The 14485-nt window shown below is 76.1% G+C and carries 12 protein-coding genes; 8 read left to right on the top strand and 4 right to left on the bottom strand.

Features of this window, described 5'->3' with window-relative positions:
- The first annotated feature begins 45 nt into the window (after positions 1-45).
- From ACFU5J_RS00575 to ACFU5J_RS00550, 6 genes are read left to right on the top strand one after another with little or no spacing between them, the layout of a single operon-like run.
- A complete protein-coding gene (locus ACFU5J_RS00575; protein ID WP_430577754.1) occupies positions 46-1092 on the top strand; it encodes a FecCD family ABC transporter permease in 1047 nt (348 codons plus the stop codon).
- Positions 1089-1955 (top strand): heme ABC transporter ATP-binding protein, encoded by an 867-nt coding sequence (locus ACFU5J_RS00570; protein ID WP_430573360.1) that lies wholly within the window; start codon positions 1089-1091, stop codon positions 1953-1955. The genes ACFU5J_RS00575 and ACFU5J_RS00570 overlap by 4 nt, the downstream gene beginning before the upstream one ends.
- Entirely contained in the window at positions 1952-3319 is a 1368-nt protein-coding gene (locus tag ACFU5J_RS00565; RefSeq protein WP_430577453.1) for a hypothetical protein, read from the top strand. The genes ACFU5J_RS00570 and ACFU5J_RS00565 overlap by 4 nt, the downstream gene beginning before the upstream one ends.
- A complete protein-coding gene (locus ACFU5J_RS00560; protein ID WP_430577452.1) occupies positions 3316-4704 on the top strand; it encodes a hypothetical protein in 1389 nt (462 codons plus the stop codon). The genes ACFU5J_RS00565 and ACFU5J_RS00560 overlap by 4 nt, the downstream gene beginning before the upstream one ends.
- A 59-nt stretch (positions 4705-4763) precedes the next feature.
- On the top strand, positions 4764-6449 hold the full coding sequence (locus ACFU5J_RS00555; protein ID WP_430577451.1) for an HtaA domain-containing protein: 1686 nt from the start codon (positions 4764-4766) through the stop codon (positions 6447-6449).
- Positions 6450-6456: 7 nt separating this feature from the next.
- Positions 6457-7491, top strand: a complete 1035-nt coding sequence (locus ACFU5J_RS00550; RefSeq protein ID WP_430577450.1) for a WxL protein peptidoglycan domain-containing protein — start codon at positions 6457-6459, stop codon at positions 7489-7491.
- Between the two features lie 47 nt (positions 7492-7538).
- Here the strand turns inward: ACFU5J_RS00550 and ACFU5J_RS00545 are convergent, their stop codons facing one another.
- Positions 7539-9284, bottom strand: coding sequence for a SpoIIE family protein phosphatase (locus tag ACFU5J_RS00545; protein ID WP_430577449.1), 1746 nt, complete (start codon positions 9282-9284; stop codon positions 7539-7541).
- 91 nt (positions 9285-9375) lie between these two features.
- Here ACFU5J_RS00545 and ACFU5J_RS00540 point away from each other — a divergent pair, with 91 nt between their 5' ends.
- Positions 9376-10203, top strand: a complete 828-nt coding sequence (locus ACFU5J_RS00540) for a type II CAAX prenyl endopeptidase Rce1 family protein (RefSeq protein ID WP_430577448.1) — start codon at positions 9376-9378, stop codon at positions 10201-10203.
- 24 nt (positions 10204-10227) lie between these two features.
- Here ACFU5J_RS00540 and ACFU5J_RS00535 read toward each other — a convergent pair whose 3' ends face one another.
- Complete coding sequence (locus ACFU5J_RS00535; protein ID WP_430577447.1) at positions 10228-10947, bottom strand: DUF305 domain-containing protein; 720 nt, start codon at positions 10945-10947, stop codon at positions 10228-10230.
- A gap of 142 nt (positions 10948-11089) precedes the next feature.
- Here ACFU5J_RS00535 and ACFU5J_RS00530 point away from each other — a divergent pair, with 142 nt between their 5' ends.
- Positions 11090-12490: an LVIVD repeat-containing protein gene (locus ACFU5J_RS00530; protein ID WP_430577446.1), complete on the top strand. Its 1401-nt coding sequence runs from the start codon at positions 11090-11092 to the stop codon at positions 12488-12490.
- A gap of 100 nt (positions 12491-12590) precedes the next feature.
- Here ACFU5J_RS00530 and ACFU5J_RS00525 read toward each other — a convergent pair whose 3' ends face one another.
- Both ACFU5J_RS00525 and ACFU5J_RS00520 read right to left on the bottom strand, forming a co-directional pair.
- Positions 12591-13580 carry a DMT family transporter gene (locus tag ACFU5J_RS00525; protein WP_430573351.1) on the bottom strand — a complete coding sequence of 330 codons (990 nt, stop codon included), beginning with the start codon at positions 13578-13580 and terminating at the stop codon, positions 12591-12593.
- Positions 13581-13626: 46 nt separating this feature from the next.
- Positions 13627-14478: a hydrolase gene (locus ACFU5J_RS00520; RefSeq protein WP_430577445.1), complete on the bottom strand. Its 852-nt coding sequence runs from the start codon at positions 14476-14478 to the stop codon at positions 13627-13629.
- Positions 14479-14485: the final 7 nt, after the last annotated feature.

Here is a 14485-nt window from a genome sequence, read left to right as displayed (position 1 = left end):
CCCGCCGTCGCGCGCCCCACGGAGCCCGCTCCCGGCCCTCGGCCGCTGCCCCCGTCAGTCCCGGCCCGCGCGGCCGTGCTGTTCGGCGGCCTCACCGTGGCGCTCCTGGTCCTCGCCGTCGTCGCCGCGGGCTCCGGGCACCTGCACATCCCGCCCGCCGAGGTGCTCGGTGGTCTCGCGCGCGGCCTGGGCCTCGACCTCGGGCCCGAGCCGACGCACCCGAACGGGTACGCCGCCCTGTGGACCATCCGGTTCCCGCGCGTGGTCATGGCCGTCCTCGTGGGCGCCGCGCTCGCCGCGGCCGGCGCCCTCATGCAGGGCGTGTTCGGCAACCCGCTCGCCGAGCCCGGCGTCGTGGGCGTCTCCTCCGGGGCGGCCGTGGCCGCGTCGGCGACCATCGTGCTCGGCGCCACCGTCGCGGGGCCGTGGACCACCGCCGGCGCCGCGTTCCTCGGGGGGCTCGTCGCCACGTTCGCGGTCTACGCCCTCGCGCGCTCCGGCGGGCGGACGGAGGTGGTGACCCTCGTCCTCACGGGCGTCGCGATCAACGCCGTGTGCGGCGCGGCGCTGGCGCTGCTCACCTTCCTCGGCGACACCCAGGAGCGCGAGCAGATCGTGTTCTGGCAGCTCGGGTCGCTCAACGGCACCCGGTGGGTCTACGTCGCGATCGTCGCGCCGCTGGTGCTGGTCGGGCTCGTCGCCGCGTGCGCGATGGCGCGCCGGCTCGACCTGCTCGCCCTCGGCGAGCGCTCCGCCCGGCACCTCGGCGTGGACGTCGAGCGGCTGCGTGTCGTGGCGATCGTCGTGGTCGCGCTGCTCACCGCCGCCGCCGTGGCGTTCTGCGGGGTCATCGCGTTCGTCGGGCTCGTGGTGCCGCACCTGGTGCGCATGGCCGTCGGGCCCGGGCACCGCGTCCTGGTGCCCGCCAGCGCCCTCGGCGGCGCCGTCCTGCTCCTGGCCGCCGACCTCGTGGCGCGCACCGCCGTGCCCTACGCGGACCTCCCGATCGGCATGCTCACCGCGCTGGTCGGCGGGCCGTTCTTCCTCTGGCTCGTGCGGCGCACCCGCCGGCAGGCGGGGGGCTGGGCATGAGCGGCCCGCTGCTCGAGGTCCGCGCCGCCACCGTGCGCGTCGACGGCCGCGCCGACGGCGCCGTCCTGCTCGACGGGGTCGACCTCGACGTCCGGGCGGGCGAGGTGCTCGTCGTCGTCGGGCCGAACGGGGCCGGCAAGTCCACGCTGCTGGCGGTGCTCGCCGGCGACCGGCGGCCCGACGAGGGCGGCGTGACGCTCGACGGCGCGCCCGTGGCCGCCGTCCGGCCCGCCGAGCTCGCGCGGCACCGCGGCGTGCTGCTGCAGGAGAACCTGGTCAGCTTCCCGTTCCGCGTCGTCGACGTCGTGCGGATGGGGCGCGCGCCCTGGCGCGGCACCGCCGCGGAGGACCGCGACGAGGAGGTCGTGGCCGCGGTGCTGGAGGAGGCCGACGTCGCCCACCTGGCCGCCCGCCGCTACCCCACGCTGTCCGGCGGGGAGAAGTCCCGCGCGTCGTACGCCCGGGTGCTGGCGCAGGAGCCGCGCCTGCTGCTGCTCGACGAGCCCACCGCCGCCCTCGACGTGCGGCACCAGGAGCGGGTGCTCGCCCGCGCCCGGGAGCACGCCCGCGGCGGCGGCGCCGTCGTGGTCGTCCTGCACGACCTGGCGCTGGCCGCGGCCTGGGCCGACCGCGTCCTCGTGCTCGCGGGCGGCCGCGTCGCCGCGCTCGGTGCCCCGGCCGACGTGCTCACCGCCGCCCTGCTCACCGACGTCTACGACCATCCCGTGGACGTGCTGCCCCACCCCGTCACCGGCGCGCTGCTGGTGCTGCCCCGGCACGGCGCCGGGGCCCCGCCCGCGCAGGAGCCGCCCGCGCAGGACCCGACCGCCCGAATCCCGTCGCTCGCCGAGGACCCCGCATGAACCCGACCCGTCCCGCCGCCCGCCCGACCGGGGGCCCGCTCGCCACGCTGCTCGTGCTGCTGCTGGCCGTGGCGCTCGCCGGGGGCGCGCTCGTCGCGACGGCCCCGGCCGCGCAGGCCGCGGCGCGCGTGGCCGTCTCGGGCCTCGGGGGCGCCGCGCGCGCCGCCGCCGACCAGCCGACCACGCTGACCCTGCGCGGCAGCGGGTTCCAGTCGGTGAAGAACGCGTTCGGCGGCGTCTACGTGCTGTTCGGCTGGGTGTCCGACCCGTCCGGCGGGTCGTGGCGGCCCAGCGCCGGCGGGGCCACCGGCGAGACGCTGCGCTACGTGCCCGACTCGGAGGCCGCCGACAACGCGGGCTACCAGCGGTTCGTGGCGTTCCCCGGGTCGAGCACCGCCGCCGAGGCGAACGGCGGCACGATCACGGCCGACGGCTCGTGGTCGGCGAAGCTCGTCGTGCCCGGGGCGCGCTTCCGGACCGTCGACCGCTCCGGCAAGGCCGTGGAGGTGGACTGCACGCAGGTGCGCTGCGGCGTCATCACCATCGGCGCGCACGGCGTCGCCAACGCCGCCAACGAGTCGTTCACGCCCGTGACCTTCGACGGCGCGGGTGCCGCGGCCTCGGGGCAGGCGTCGGGCGCGACGGCGGGCTCGGCGGCGGGCACGGCGGCGGACGAGGACGGGGACGGCTCCTCCGGCGGGTCCGGCTCCGGCTCGGCATCCGGGTCAGGATCCGGGTCCGGCACGCCGGCCGGCGGGGCGGAGCGCGGCACCGACGGCGCGGCGCAGGACACGGCCGGCGGGGGCAGGGCCGAGCTCCCGGGCAAGGCCACCGTGGGTGTCGACAAGGCGACCGCCGTCGCCGGCCGGGTGCTGAGCTTCGCGGGCCAGGGGTTCGAGCCCGGGGAGCAGGTGGTCGCGACGCTCGACGGCGGCGTGCTCGCCGTCGGGCCCCTCGGTGCGGGCAACCACGGCGAGGTCGCGGGCCTGCTCGAGCTGCCGTCGGACCTGCGGCTCGGCACCCACGTGCTCAAGCTGACGGGCGCGTCGTCCGGGCGCACGCCGGAGGTCGAGGTGACCGTGCTGCGCGACCCCGCCGAGGCCGAGGCCTCGGACGCCCTGGTCGCGGCTGCCGGCGCCGCCGGCGGCGCGGGCCCCGCCGGACCCGGCGGGCTCGCCTACAGCCCCGCGGAGCTCGCCGTGGGCGTGGCGTTCCTGCTGCTGGTGGCGCTCGTGGCGGCGTCCGCCGTCACCGGCGCGCGTCGCCGCCGGGCCGCGCGGGCGGAGGCCGGCGCGGCCCCGGCCGAGAGCGTCGAGGGTGCCGAGACGAGCCCCACCGCCGCGACCGCGGGGGAGGGCGCGTGAGGGCGCGGCGCGTGCGGGCGGGCGTCCTCGTCGCCGCGGCCGCGGCGGCCGCGGCGCTGCTGGCGGCCGCGGCCCTCGCGGGCCCGGCCGCCGCCGCGGACGACCCGGACGACGTCGTCCCGCTGACCGTCACGGTGCCCGGCCGCACCGGGGACGGCGACGGCGGCGGGGCCGCCACCCTCACGGACGCCGAGCTGCGCTGGGCGGTGAACACGGAGGCGGGCTCCGGCAACTACGTGGGCTGCAACTTCCTCATGGCCGGCACCCCGGGCACCGACGGGGACACGGGCGGCAGCCGCATCTGGGGCGACGCCGACGCCGCGCTCTACCACGGCCGGGCCGGCGCGGTCCGGGTGCTGCGCACGGTCGGCACCGGCGCGGAGGCACGGCAGCAGCAGTCCACGTTCGCGACGCGGTGCACCACTCCGACGGGCGAGAAGGCGGCGCTGTCCACCACCACGGGCGCCGAGGTGGTCGTCACGGGCGGGCGCGGCACGCGGAAGGCGGACGGCTCCGTCGCGATCCGCTGGACCGGCTCGTTCAGCGTCGTCTTCTACGGCGGCATGACGTACTGGTGGGCCAGCGACCCCGTGCTCACGCTCGACGCCGACGGCGACGGCACCCTCACGGCGACCGCCGGCGGCTACGCGGCCGACCGCGACGACGTCACGAGGTGGCGGCGCCTGCCCGCGACGAAGGTCACCCTCGCGACGTTCGCGGGGGAGCGCCTCGCCGGCAAGGGCGGCTTCCTGCAGCCCGGCTACTGCGGGGTGCGGGTCGACGCGGGCGACAGCGCCGCGCAGGTGCGGCAGGACCCGGCGGGCTCGTGCTGGGGTGCGTTCCCGCAGAGCCTCGTCGACTTCCAGCAGCGCACCGGGCAGGCCTCGTACTGGTACTCCTCCGGGCACCGCGACGCGGCGAAGCCGCCCGCCGTCGTCGGCGTGAGCTTCGACGCCGCGCAGAGCATCGGCAGCACGCCGCCCACCCAGGGCGTCGGTTCCGGCGGCGGACCCGTCGACCCCGGTGGCACGGGCGGCGCCGGGGCCGGGACCCCGTCGGGCACCGGCGACGGGACGGTCGGCGCGGGCGCCGGGGCGACGGGCGGGACCGGCGGACCGGCCGGTGCCTTCCCCGGCGGCGCGCTCGGCGGCCCGGCCGGTGCGGGCGGCACGCCGCCCGCGACGCCGCTCGCGGCCACCGCGTTCCCGGCGGTCCAGGCCGCCACCCTCGGTGGTGGCGGTGCCCCGCTGGTGCCCGGCCTCGCGGCCGGCGACGGCCCCGGCACCGACCGGCTGGCCCTCGCGACGACGGGCCTGCTCCTCACCGCCTCGGGAGCCGTCGTCGGCTTCCGCCGGCGCTGGCTCGTGCTGCCCTTCCGGCCGTAGCCGCGCCCCCACAGACCCCCACCCCTCGTCATCCCTCCGACACTGAACGGACCACTGACATGTCGATCACCCACAGCCCGGCCCGGTACGGCCGGCTGGTCTCGGGAGCCGGGGCGCTCGCACTCGGCCTCGGGGCGGCGCTCGTCGCCGCGCCGTCCGCGCACGCCGCCGACCCCCGCGACGTCGTCGCGGACAGCGGCAGCGTCTCGTGGGGCTTCCGCGAGAGCTTCCGCCGCTACGTCGGGCTCCAGACGGCGGCGCTGCCGCCCGTCGGCGCGGTGCCCGTAGGCGAGCGCATCACCCTCGTCGCCCCCGCCGAGTTCGACACCGACGGCACCCCCGCCGCGACCGTCGACACGACGCCGCCGAACGAGACCCTGCCCTACCTGCTGCCCGTCTCCGGCGGCAGCGTCACGGACGCCGACGCCCTCAGCGTCACGTCGTCCGGCGGCGCCGTCTTCCACTTCCCGTCGCACGCGTTCACCGTGACGGTCGAGAACGTCGGGATCGAGGTGTCGGGCGGCGTCGGGAAGGTCGTGGGCGACCTGTCCGTCGTGATCCCCGAGAACGACCTCGGGTACGAGGCCGGCACCTACGGCGGCGACAACGTCGTGCTGGGCGACGTCGCGACCACCACGGTCGACGTCTCGGGCGGCCAGGTGTCCGTGACCGCCGACGGCGTCACCCTCACCCAGGCCGGCGCGTCCGCCGTGCAGGACTTCCTGCAGGAGGGGGCCGAGCTCGACGACCTCACCGTCACCGCCGACCTCGAGGCCCCGGCCCAGGCCTGGAACCCGGCCGTGACGCTCTCGAAGAGCTCCGGCTTCGACCCCGCGACCACGAGCACGCTCACGGTCGAGGGCTCGGGCTTCGACCCGGCCGCCAACACGGCCACCCGACCGCCGATCACCACGGGCCAGCCCACCGGCGTCTACGTGGTCTTCGGCAAGTTCGGGCAGGACTGGCGTCCGTCGGACGGCGCCGCGTCGACCGCCCGCACGGTCGTCAGCCAGAGGTGGGCGCTGCCGGAGCCGTCGTACTCGCAGCTCAAGGCGTCCAACCCGGGCGTGGCCGACCAGCTCGTGCTGCTGAAGGACGACGGCACGTTCACGGCCGACCTCCAGGTGAAGACCGACGACGCCGACGGCGTCTACGGCGTGTACACCTACGCAGCGGGCGGCGCGGCCGCCAACGCGGCGCAGGAGCTGGCCGTGCCCGTGGCCTTCACCCCGGCCGGCGGCGGCGGAGGGGACGTGGACGTCGAGGTCACCGTGCCCGAGGGCGACGACGGCGGCGAGCCCGGCGGCCCGGGCGAGCCGGGCGAGCTCACCTGGACCATCGCGTCCGGCGGCGCGATCAGCCTCGGCACCGCGACCCAGGGCGACGCCGCGTTCACCGCGTCCGGCGACCTGCGCCAGGTCACCGTCACCGACACCCGGACCGGCAGCCCGGCGTGGAGCCTCACCGGCACGGTGACGGACTTCTTCGCGGGCAGCCGGTCGTTCAGCGGCTCCGCGCTGGGCTGGACCCCGGCTGTCGGCACGAACACCGGCGGGGCCGTGGCCGGCGCCGCGGTCGCCCCGGGCTCCGGCTCGGGCCTCAAGGGCGGCGCGACGCTCGTCTCCGCGCCCGAGGGCCACGCCGCCGGGTCGGTCTCCGTGGACGCCGGGCTCGACCTGGCCATCCCGCTGTCGACGCCCGCGGGCGACTACACCGGCGTGCTGACCCTCACCGCGGTGGGCTGACCCTCCCGTGAGCACGCACCACCGTCCGTCGTCGCGGCGCGCACCCCACCTGCGCGCCGCGGCGGCGGCCGTCCTCGCCGCCCTCGCCCTCGTCCTGCCCGCCGCCACGACGGCGCACGCCGCCGCGTCCGACGACCTCACCTGGTCCCTCGCCCCGAAGGACGGGAAGCACGGCGACGGGCGCGCGAACTTCGCCTACGCCGTCGAGCCCGGGCAGCGGGTGCGCGACGTCCTCGTCGTCACCAACCGCTCGGCCGCGCCGCTCGAGCTGGCCGTCTACGGGACCGACGCGCTGACCACCGCGAGCGGCCACCTCGACCTGCTGCCCGCCGGCCAGGAGCCGGCCGACCTCGGCGCGTGGCTCACCCTCGACGCGGGCTCCGACGACGGCACCGTCGCGATCGACCCCGGGGCGTCGGTCGAGGTGCCGTTCACGCTGCGCGTGCCTGACGACGCGACCCCCGGCGACCACGCCGGCGGCGTCGTCACGTCGCTGCGGCAGCGGGTGGGCGACGGCGCGCTGAGCGTCGACCGGCGCCTCGCGCTGCGCGTGCACGCCCGCGTGGACGGCGCCCTCGCCCCAGGCCTCGCCGTCTCGGACGTCGCCGTCGTCGTGCACCCCGCCCTCAACCCCGTGGGCGCGACGAGCGCGACCGTCACGTACACCCTCACCAACACCGGCAACGCGCGCGTGGTGCCCACGGAGACCGTGCGGCTCACCGGGCCCGGCGCGAGCGCGCGCGCCGGCGGCCTGCCCCAGGAGGAGCTGCTGCCCGGCGCGGTCGTGCGGCGCACCGTCGAGGTCGGGGGCGTGCGCCCGACGTTCCGCGTCGCCGCCGACGTCCGCGCGGACGGCCTCGTCGTCGGCGTCGGCGGCGGGGGAGCGACCACCGCGACCGCCGACGCGACCGCCTGGGCCGTGCCGTGGTCCCTGCTCGCCGTCGTCGTCCTGGTCGCGGCCGCCGCCGTCGCCTGGCCGCTCCGGCGCTCCCGCCGGGGTCGTCCGAGGTTCGCCGAGGGAGTCCTGGACCCCGCAACGTAGCCCGGGCCCTCGCCCCCTGGGGGGCGCTCGGCGAGCGGCCGGGCGGTTCAGCGGACGCGGGCGGCGAGCACGGCGACGTCGTCGCGCTGGGTGCCGTGCACCATCCGGTCGACGACGGCCTGCGGCAGCTCGGTCGTCGGGCGGTGGTGCAGCTCCTCCAGCACGCCGACCAGGCGCTGCACGCGGGCCGCGTAGCTGACGGTGCGCGACTCGACGAGCCCATCGGTGTACAGGAGCAGCGTGTCGCCGGGGCGCAGCTCGGCCGCGTGGTCGCGGCGCGACGCGGAGGGATCGACGCCGAGCATGAGGTCGGGCCGGCCGGCCAGCTCCTCCACGTGCCCGTCGGCGCGGACGACGACCGGCCGCGGGTGCCCGGCGCTGGACCACCACAGGCGGCAGGCGTCGTCGCCGGTGCCGGGCTCCCCGGGGCCCGTGCGGTCGAGGCGGGCCACCGTCGCCGTGCCCGTCGCCGTGAGGCCGAGGCCGCGGTTGGCGCGGTCGAGCTCGCGCAGCAGCCGCGCCGGCGGCGCGTCCTGGCACCACGCCAGGGTGCGCAGCATGCCGCGCAGCTGGCCCATTCGGGCGGCGGCCTGCATGTCGTGGCCGGTCACGTCGCCGATCATCAGCACCGCGGAGCGCGGGTCGAGCTCGACGGCGTCGTACCAGTCCCCGCCCACCTTGTCGGTGCGGGTCGCCGACGCGTACGTGGAGGAGAGCTCGAGGTACGGCACGTGGGGCAGGTCGGTGAGCATCGCCGCCTGCAGGGTCGTGGCCACGCGGTGCCGGTCCTCGAGCACGCGGATCCGCACCAGCGCCTGCGCCACGCACGACGCGAGGGTGGCGGCCGTGCGGCGGCTCTCGTCGTCGTGGTCGTGGGGGCCGCGCCACTCGAGCACGACGACGCCCAGCAGCCGGTCGTCCACCACCATCGGCAGCAGCGCCAGCCCGCCCAGCGACGGGTCGATCCAGGGCGCGAAGGTCGGCAGGTCGCGCAGCGCGGACGAGCCGTCGCGGTAGAACGCCGGCCGGCGGGCCCGGGCGACGGCCGCGACCCCCGGGTCGGAGTACTTCCACAGCCGTGGCAGGTACGGGTACATGCCCTCGCGCTCGATGAGGGTGAGCCCGGTGTCGTTGCCGTCGGCGACGGTGAGCGCCGCCCAGGTGGTGCCCAGCCCCGGCCCCGACGCGCGCAGGGCGTCCACGATCTCGTCGAGGGTCGTCGCCGAGGCGAACCGGTCGGTGAGGTCCAGCAGCATGCGGGTGCGGCGCGTGGCGTGCACCGCGACCTGCTGGATGCGGTGGGCCCGCTGCCGCTCCAGCCGTAGCCGCAGCTCGGCGGTGCAGGCGGCGGCCAGGTCGGCCAGGGTCGCGAGGTCGGTGTCGCTCCACGCGTGCGGCTCGACGTCCAGCGCGCACACCGTCCCGACGGCCGCGCCGTGCCGGTCGAAGATGGGGAAGCCGGCGTACGAGCCCATGCCGAGCTCGGTCACGGTCTCCCGGCTCGCGAAGCGCGGGTCGGCGCGCAGGTCCTCGACCACCAGGGGGAGCCCGTCGCGGACGGTCTCGCCGCACAGGGGCTGGGTGAGGGTGGTGCGCCGGGTGACCTGGTACGGGTCGGGCAGGCCGAGGGCGCCGGGATAGACCTGGGCGTCCGGCAGCACGAGCGTCACGAGGGCGGTGGGGACGCCGAGCTGGCGCTGCACGAGGCGCGCGAAGCGGTCGAACGACTCGTCCGCGACGGGGCGGGCGAGGCCGGCGGCCACGAGGGCCTCGATCGCGGGTCCGTGGGTCACCGGTGCGCGCCCCCGTCTCGGTTGTGCGCACCGGGACCCGCGACCATGTCCCGGATTCTTCCACGCGGTCTCCCGGATATCCTCGCGAACGATGAACGTCGCCCGCCGTGCCCGCGCCGCGCCCTGGCGGTTCGTCGCCGCGGGCCTCGTCTCGGCATCGGCGGTGCTGCTGTTCGCGGTGCACGTGCGCCCGCTGGCCTATCTCCCGCTCGTGGCCGGCGTCGCGCTGGGGCTGGTCGTCGACCGGCGGCTCGGCCGCGACCTCGCGCTCATCGCCGTCGCGCTCGGCATCATCTCCACGATCCCCCTCGAGGCGGACCTGTCCGACGCCGGGATGGCGCGCTTCGCCGTCGTGCTCTCCCTGGCCGTGCTGGTGCCCTGGGCGGCGTCGAGGTTCTGGTTCCGCGACGACGACGGCGCGGGCGCGGTGCGCTTCCCCGTCGCGACCGGGCGACGCTGGTCGCGGGGGCAGTACGCGTACCTGGCCGTGGTGGTGCTCGTCGGCTACCTCGTGCTGCCCTGGTACTTCCTCGGCTCCGGCGCCTACCTCAACTGGCCGCCGCTGGAGGGCGGGCAGGACGTGGCGCGGCTGTTCGTCGGCGTCAACGCGGTGGGCATCTGGGACGAGCTGTTCTTCGTGTGCACCGTGTTCGCCCTGCTGCGCCGCCACTTCGGCCTGTGGACGTCGAACGTGCTGCAGGCGGCGATCTTCGTGTCGTTCCTCTGGGAGCTGGGCTACCGCGAGTGGGGCCCGCTGCTCACCGTGCCGTTCGCCCTCGTGCAGGGCTGGATCTTCAGCCGGTACAAGAGCCTCACCTACGTGGTGGCCGTGCACCTGCTGTTCGACGCCGTCGTCTTCGCCGTCCTGGTGCACGGGCACCACCCCGAGCTGTTCGACGTCTTCGTCACCGCGCCGTGACGCGGCACGGCCGGCGGGGCGGGGCTACAGCTCGTCGAGCAGCCGGGACATCCGGTCGATCTCCGCGATCTGGTCCGCCGCGACGTTGGAGGAGAACTCCTGGACCGTCTCGTCGCGCCCGGCGGAGCTGAGCTCCTCGACCATCGTCAGCGCGCCGGCGTGGTGCTTGATCATGCCCTCGAGGAACAGGCGGTCGAACGCGGCGCCGTCGGCCGCCGCCAGGGCCGCCATCTCGGCGTCGGTGAGCATGCCGGGCATGGAGCCGTGGTCGTGGGTCTGCGGGGCGCGCGGCCCGCTCCCGTCCGCCGTCGACGACGGCGAGGCGACCGCGGGCACCGGGAGGTCGTGGTCCTCGAGCCAGCGGCCCATGTACCGGATCTCGCCCTCCTGCGACAGCCGGACGCGCTCGGCGAGCCTCGCGACCTGCCCCGACGTCGACCGTTCGGGGACCAGCCGCGACATCTCCACGGCCTGGGCGTGGTGGTCGATCATCCGGGTCATGAAGTCGACGTCGGCGTCGGTGACCACGTCCGCGTCGCCCATGCCCTCGTACTCCTCGGGCGCGATCGTCCGGGCGGGCTCGCCGGGCTTCCCGGGCGCGAGCACGGCCGACGACGGCGTCGAAGTCGCCTCGGGCTCGTCGGCGGTGCACCCGGCGACGGCGAGCCCGACGGCGAGCGCGACCGCGCCGGTCAGGACGGCGCGGCGGCAGCGGGGGCGGTGGGGCAGGGGGCCTGTGGTCACCTGACGATCCTCTCCTGGGGATTGTTGCCTTCGCGTAAAAAGATGCCCGCCCACCTGGTTGGGAGCATGCTTCCAGGCAACACTCAGTGTGACCTACCAAGGAGGTGTGGCGCCTGTGCGTCGTCCAAACCTGAGATCACGGATGAGAAGTTCACGGGCGAGGGGCGCCGCCGGCGTCGCCCTCTCGCTGGCACTGACGGCCGGTGCGCTGGGGCTCGTGGCCCCGGCCTCCGCGTCCGACGCCCTCGAGCCCGACGTCCCCCCGGGCGAGGTGGCGTCGTCGAAGATCACGCACCTGAGCAACAGCCCGAAGAACGGCGCCCTGCAGGGCACCGGCTCGGACATCGCGTTCCAGGGCAAGTACGCCTTCGCGGGCAACTACGACGGCTTCACCGTCTACGACCTGTCCGACCCCGAGGAGCCGGTCCAGGCGCTCCAGGTGTACTGCCCCGGCTCGCAGAACGACGTCTCCGTCTACGGCGACATCCTGGTGCTCTCCACCGACTCGTCGCGCAGCGACGACTCGTGCGCCTCGACGACCCGCCCCGCGACGGAGAAGGACGCCTGGGAGGGCATCAAGGTCTGGGACATCTCCGACCCGCTGGCACCCGAGTACGTGCAGTCGGTCGAGACGGCGTGCGGCTCCCACACCCACTCGCTGGCGCCGACCAAGAACGGCAAGGACCTGTTCGTCTACGTCTCGTCGTACAGCCCGAGCTCGTCCTACCCCGACTGCCAGCCGCCGCACGACATCATCTCGGTCGTGAAGATCCCGGTGAAGAACCCGGCCGCGGCGAAGCTCGTCGGGACGCCGAACCTCTTCCCCGAGGGCGGCTACGAGGGTGACCCGTCGCGCCGGGCCTCGGCGACCTCCGGCTGCCACGACATCACGACCTACGTGAAGTACGACCTCGCCGCCGGTGCGTGCATGGGCGACGGGATCCTCATGGACATCAAGGACCGCGCGCACCCGAAGGTGATCAGCACGGTCCGCGACACCGAGAACTTCGCGTTCTGGCACTCGGCCACCTTCAACAACGACGCGACCAAGGTGGTCTTCACCGACGAGCTCGGCGGCGGCGGCCTCGCGACCTGCACCGGCGAGTACGCGCCGGAGCTGGGTGCCAACGGCATCTACGACATCGAGAAGGTGAAGAAGAAGGGCGGGAAGAAGGGCACGGAGCTCGTGCTCAAGAGCTACTACAAGATCCCGCGCATCAACGACGCCAGCGAGAACTGCGTGGCGCACAACGGCTCCCTCATCCCCGTCAAGGGCAAGGACCTCATGGTCCAGTCCTGGTACCAGGGCGGCGTCTCGGTGATGGACTTCACCGACTCGTCGAACCCGACCGAGGTCGCCTGGTTCGACCGCGGCGCGGGCGTCTCCAGCGGTGGCACCTGGTCCACCTACTGGTACAACGGCTACGCCTACTCGAACGACCTGGGGATCGGGTTCGACACCTTCAAGATCGACGACTCGATCGACGGGAAGGCCAAGACCCACCTCAAGTCCCTCAACCCGCAGATGCAGGAGAAGTTCTGACCTCCTGAGCACGGTCCTGCGCCGGCCGGCACCAGCGGCCGGGGACGACGACGGCGGCCGGTCCACCTCGGGTGGGCCGGCCGCCGTCGTGCCCGCGGCGTCAGCGGTGGCGGCGCAGCGCGCCCTCGACGAGCGGCACGGCGACGGCGACGAGGGTGAGGGCGGCGCCCACGTACGTCGCGGTCCCGGGCGGCGTCGCGCCCGGCGACACGGCGTCGAGGACGAGGGCGCCCACCACCTGGCCGGCGATCATGCCGAGCCCCAGCAGCAGCACGCCGATGCGCTGCACCACCGCGGCCTGCAGCGCGATGAAGACGATGCCCAGCAGGCCGCCGGAGTACAGCAGCAGGTCGAGGGGCAGGTCGGTGGGCCAGGCGCCGTCCGGGTGCCCGACGGCGGCCCGCGAGACGGCGTAGACGACCAGCAGCGCCGCCGTCCCCACGACGAAGCTCCCGAGGGTCGCGGCCATGACGCCGCCGTCGCGCTCGGCGGCCGTCGTGGGCCGGACGGCCGCGCGGACCCGCCCGTTGAGGGCCTGCTGGAACGACTGCAGCACGCCCGCCAGCAGCGGGAGCACCGCCAGCCCGAGCGCCGCCGTCGACGCCGCGGACCCCGAGACGACCACCACGGCCACCACGGTGAGCACCGGTCCCAGCGCCCGGCCCACGGTGATCAGCCGTACGCCGCCGGGGGCCAGGCCGGCCCGGTCGATGACGAGCGAGCTGATGGACTGGCCGGCCACCAGGGCGATGGTGAACACGGCGACGCCCAGCGTCCCCACGGTGAGGCCCTGCGACGAGACGAAGAACGCGCCGCCGAGGCCGCCGAGGCACTCCCACCAGCGCAGCCCGCCGTCGCGCAGCCGGTGCGTGAGCCGCGCGACGGCGGCGCGGCCCGGGCGGGAGAGCGCGAGCGCGAGCAGCAGCACGACGAGGCCCGAGCCGAAGGACAGGAGGGCGACGACGTAGGCGTCCCCGGTGCGCTCCGCGAGGGTGCCGTTGACGCGGCTCTGCAGGGCGGCGGCGAACCCCGCGACGATCGCGAGCGCCACGCCCGCGGCGCGCTGCCGCCCGGTCACGATGGTTGCCACGGTCACGGGAGCCTAGCCGGGGGACGCCGGCGCGACCGCACGCGGATCAGGTGAGGTGGTCGAAGTCACCGCGCACCCACGCCGCGTGGCGCTCGGCCGAGCGGAGGACGACGGCACGGGCGTCCGCGGGGATCACGCCCTCGAAGTTGTTGTAGAGCCGGTCGAAGGGGCGCCGCGCCACGTGCTCGGCGACGCGCGTCACGACCGCCCCCGACAGCGGGATCCGGTTGGGGTAGCTGCGCATGAAGCTCACCGTGACGCGGTCGGGGTTCGCGAAGATCGTGTCGCCCGAGAGCAGCACGCCCCGTCCGTCCGCGCCGGCCCAGTGCACCACCGCCGAGCCGGGGAAGTGGCCGCCCGGCTGGCTCAGCACCACGCCGGGCAGCACCTCGCGCTCGCCGGACCAGGTCTCGACGACGGCGTCCGGCCGCGCCACCCAGCCGGCGTCCGCCTCGCTGACCAGCACGGGGACGGGCCGCCCGGTCGCCGCGGCGAGGCGCCGGCTCCACTCCACCTGGACGCCGTACATGTGCGGGTGGCTGGCGGCGATCACCACGTCCCCTCCGGCGGCGGCGTCCACCACCGCGGCCACCCCCGCGTCGTCGACGAAGCCGAGCGGGTCCCACAGCAGCGCGCCGGCGGGCGTGCGCACCACCTTGGCCTGCTGGCCGATGCCGAGGTGGGGCGTCGTGTGCAGGGCCAGGAGGTCGGGCTCGAGCTCGGCCACCTCGACGGCGCAGCCCTCCGCCACCAGCTCCTCGAGGGTGGCCCACGCCTGGCCGGTCGCGGGCACCCACTGGCGCTCGTCCGCGCAGATCGCGCAGACGTCGGGCCGGTCGGCGTGCTCGACGGCGCACGTGCGGCAGATCCAGAAACGGTCCGAGCCGGGAGTCGTCATGGGGCCC

It is taken from the genome of Isoptericola sp. NPDC057559, assembly GCF_042801555.1.
GTDB lineage: Bacteria > Actinomycetota > Actinomycetes > Actinomycetales > Cellulomonadaceae > Isoptericola.
Note: the sequence above shows the minus strand (reverse complement) of the source record. Positions and strands in the feature narration are given on the sequence as shown.

Coding starts and splice junctions, on each gene's coding strand:
- ACFU5J_RS00565 (WP_430577453.1), top strand. CDS start 1,952: ATGAACCCGACCCGTCCCGCCGCCCGCCCGACCGGGGGCCCGCTCGCC.
- ACFU5J_RS00530 (WP_430577446.1), top strand. CDS start 11,090: ATGAGAAGTTCACGGGCGAGGGGCGCCGCCGGCGTCGCCCTCTCGCTG.
- ACFU5J_RS00520 (WP_430577445.1), bottom strand. CDS start 14,478: ATGACGACTCCCGGCTCGGACCGTTTCTGGATCTGCCGCACGTGCGCC.
- ACFU5J_RS00540 (WP_430577448.1), top strand. CDS start 9,376: ATGAACGTCGCCCGCCGTGCCCGCGCCGCGCCCTGGCGGTTCGTCGCC.
- ACFU5J_RS00570 (WP_430573360.1), top strand. CDS start 1,089: ATGAGCGGCCCGCTGCTCGAGGTCCGCGCCGCCACCGTGCGCGTCGAC.
- ACFU5J_RS00555 (WP_430577451.1), top strand. CDS start 4,764: ATGTCGATCACCCACAGCCCGGCCCGGTACGGCCGGCTGGTCTCGGGA.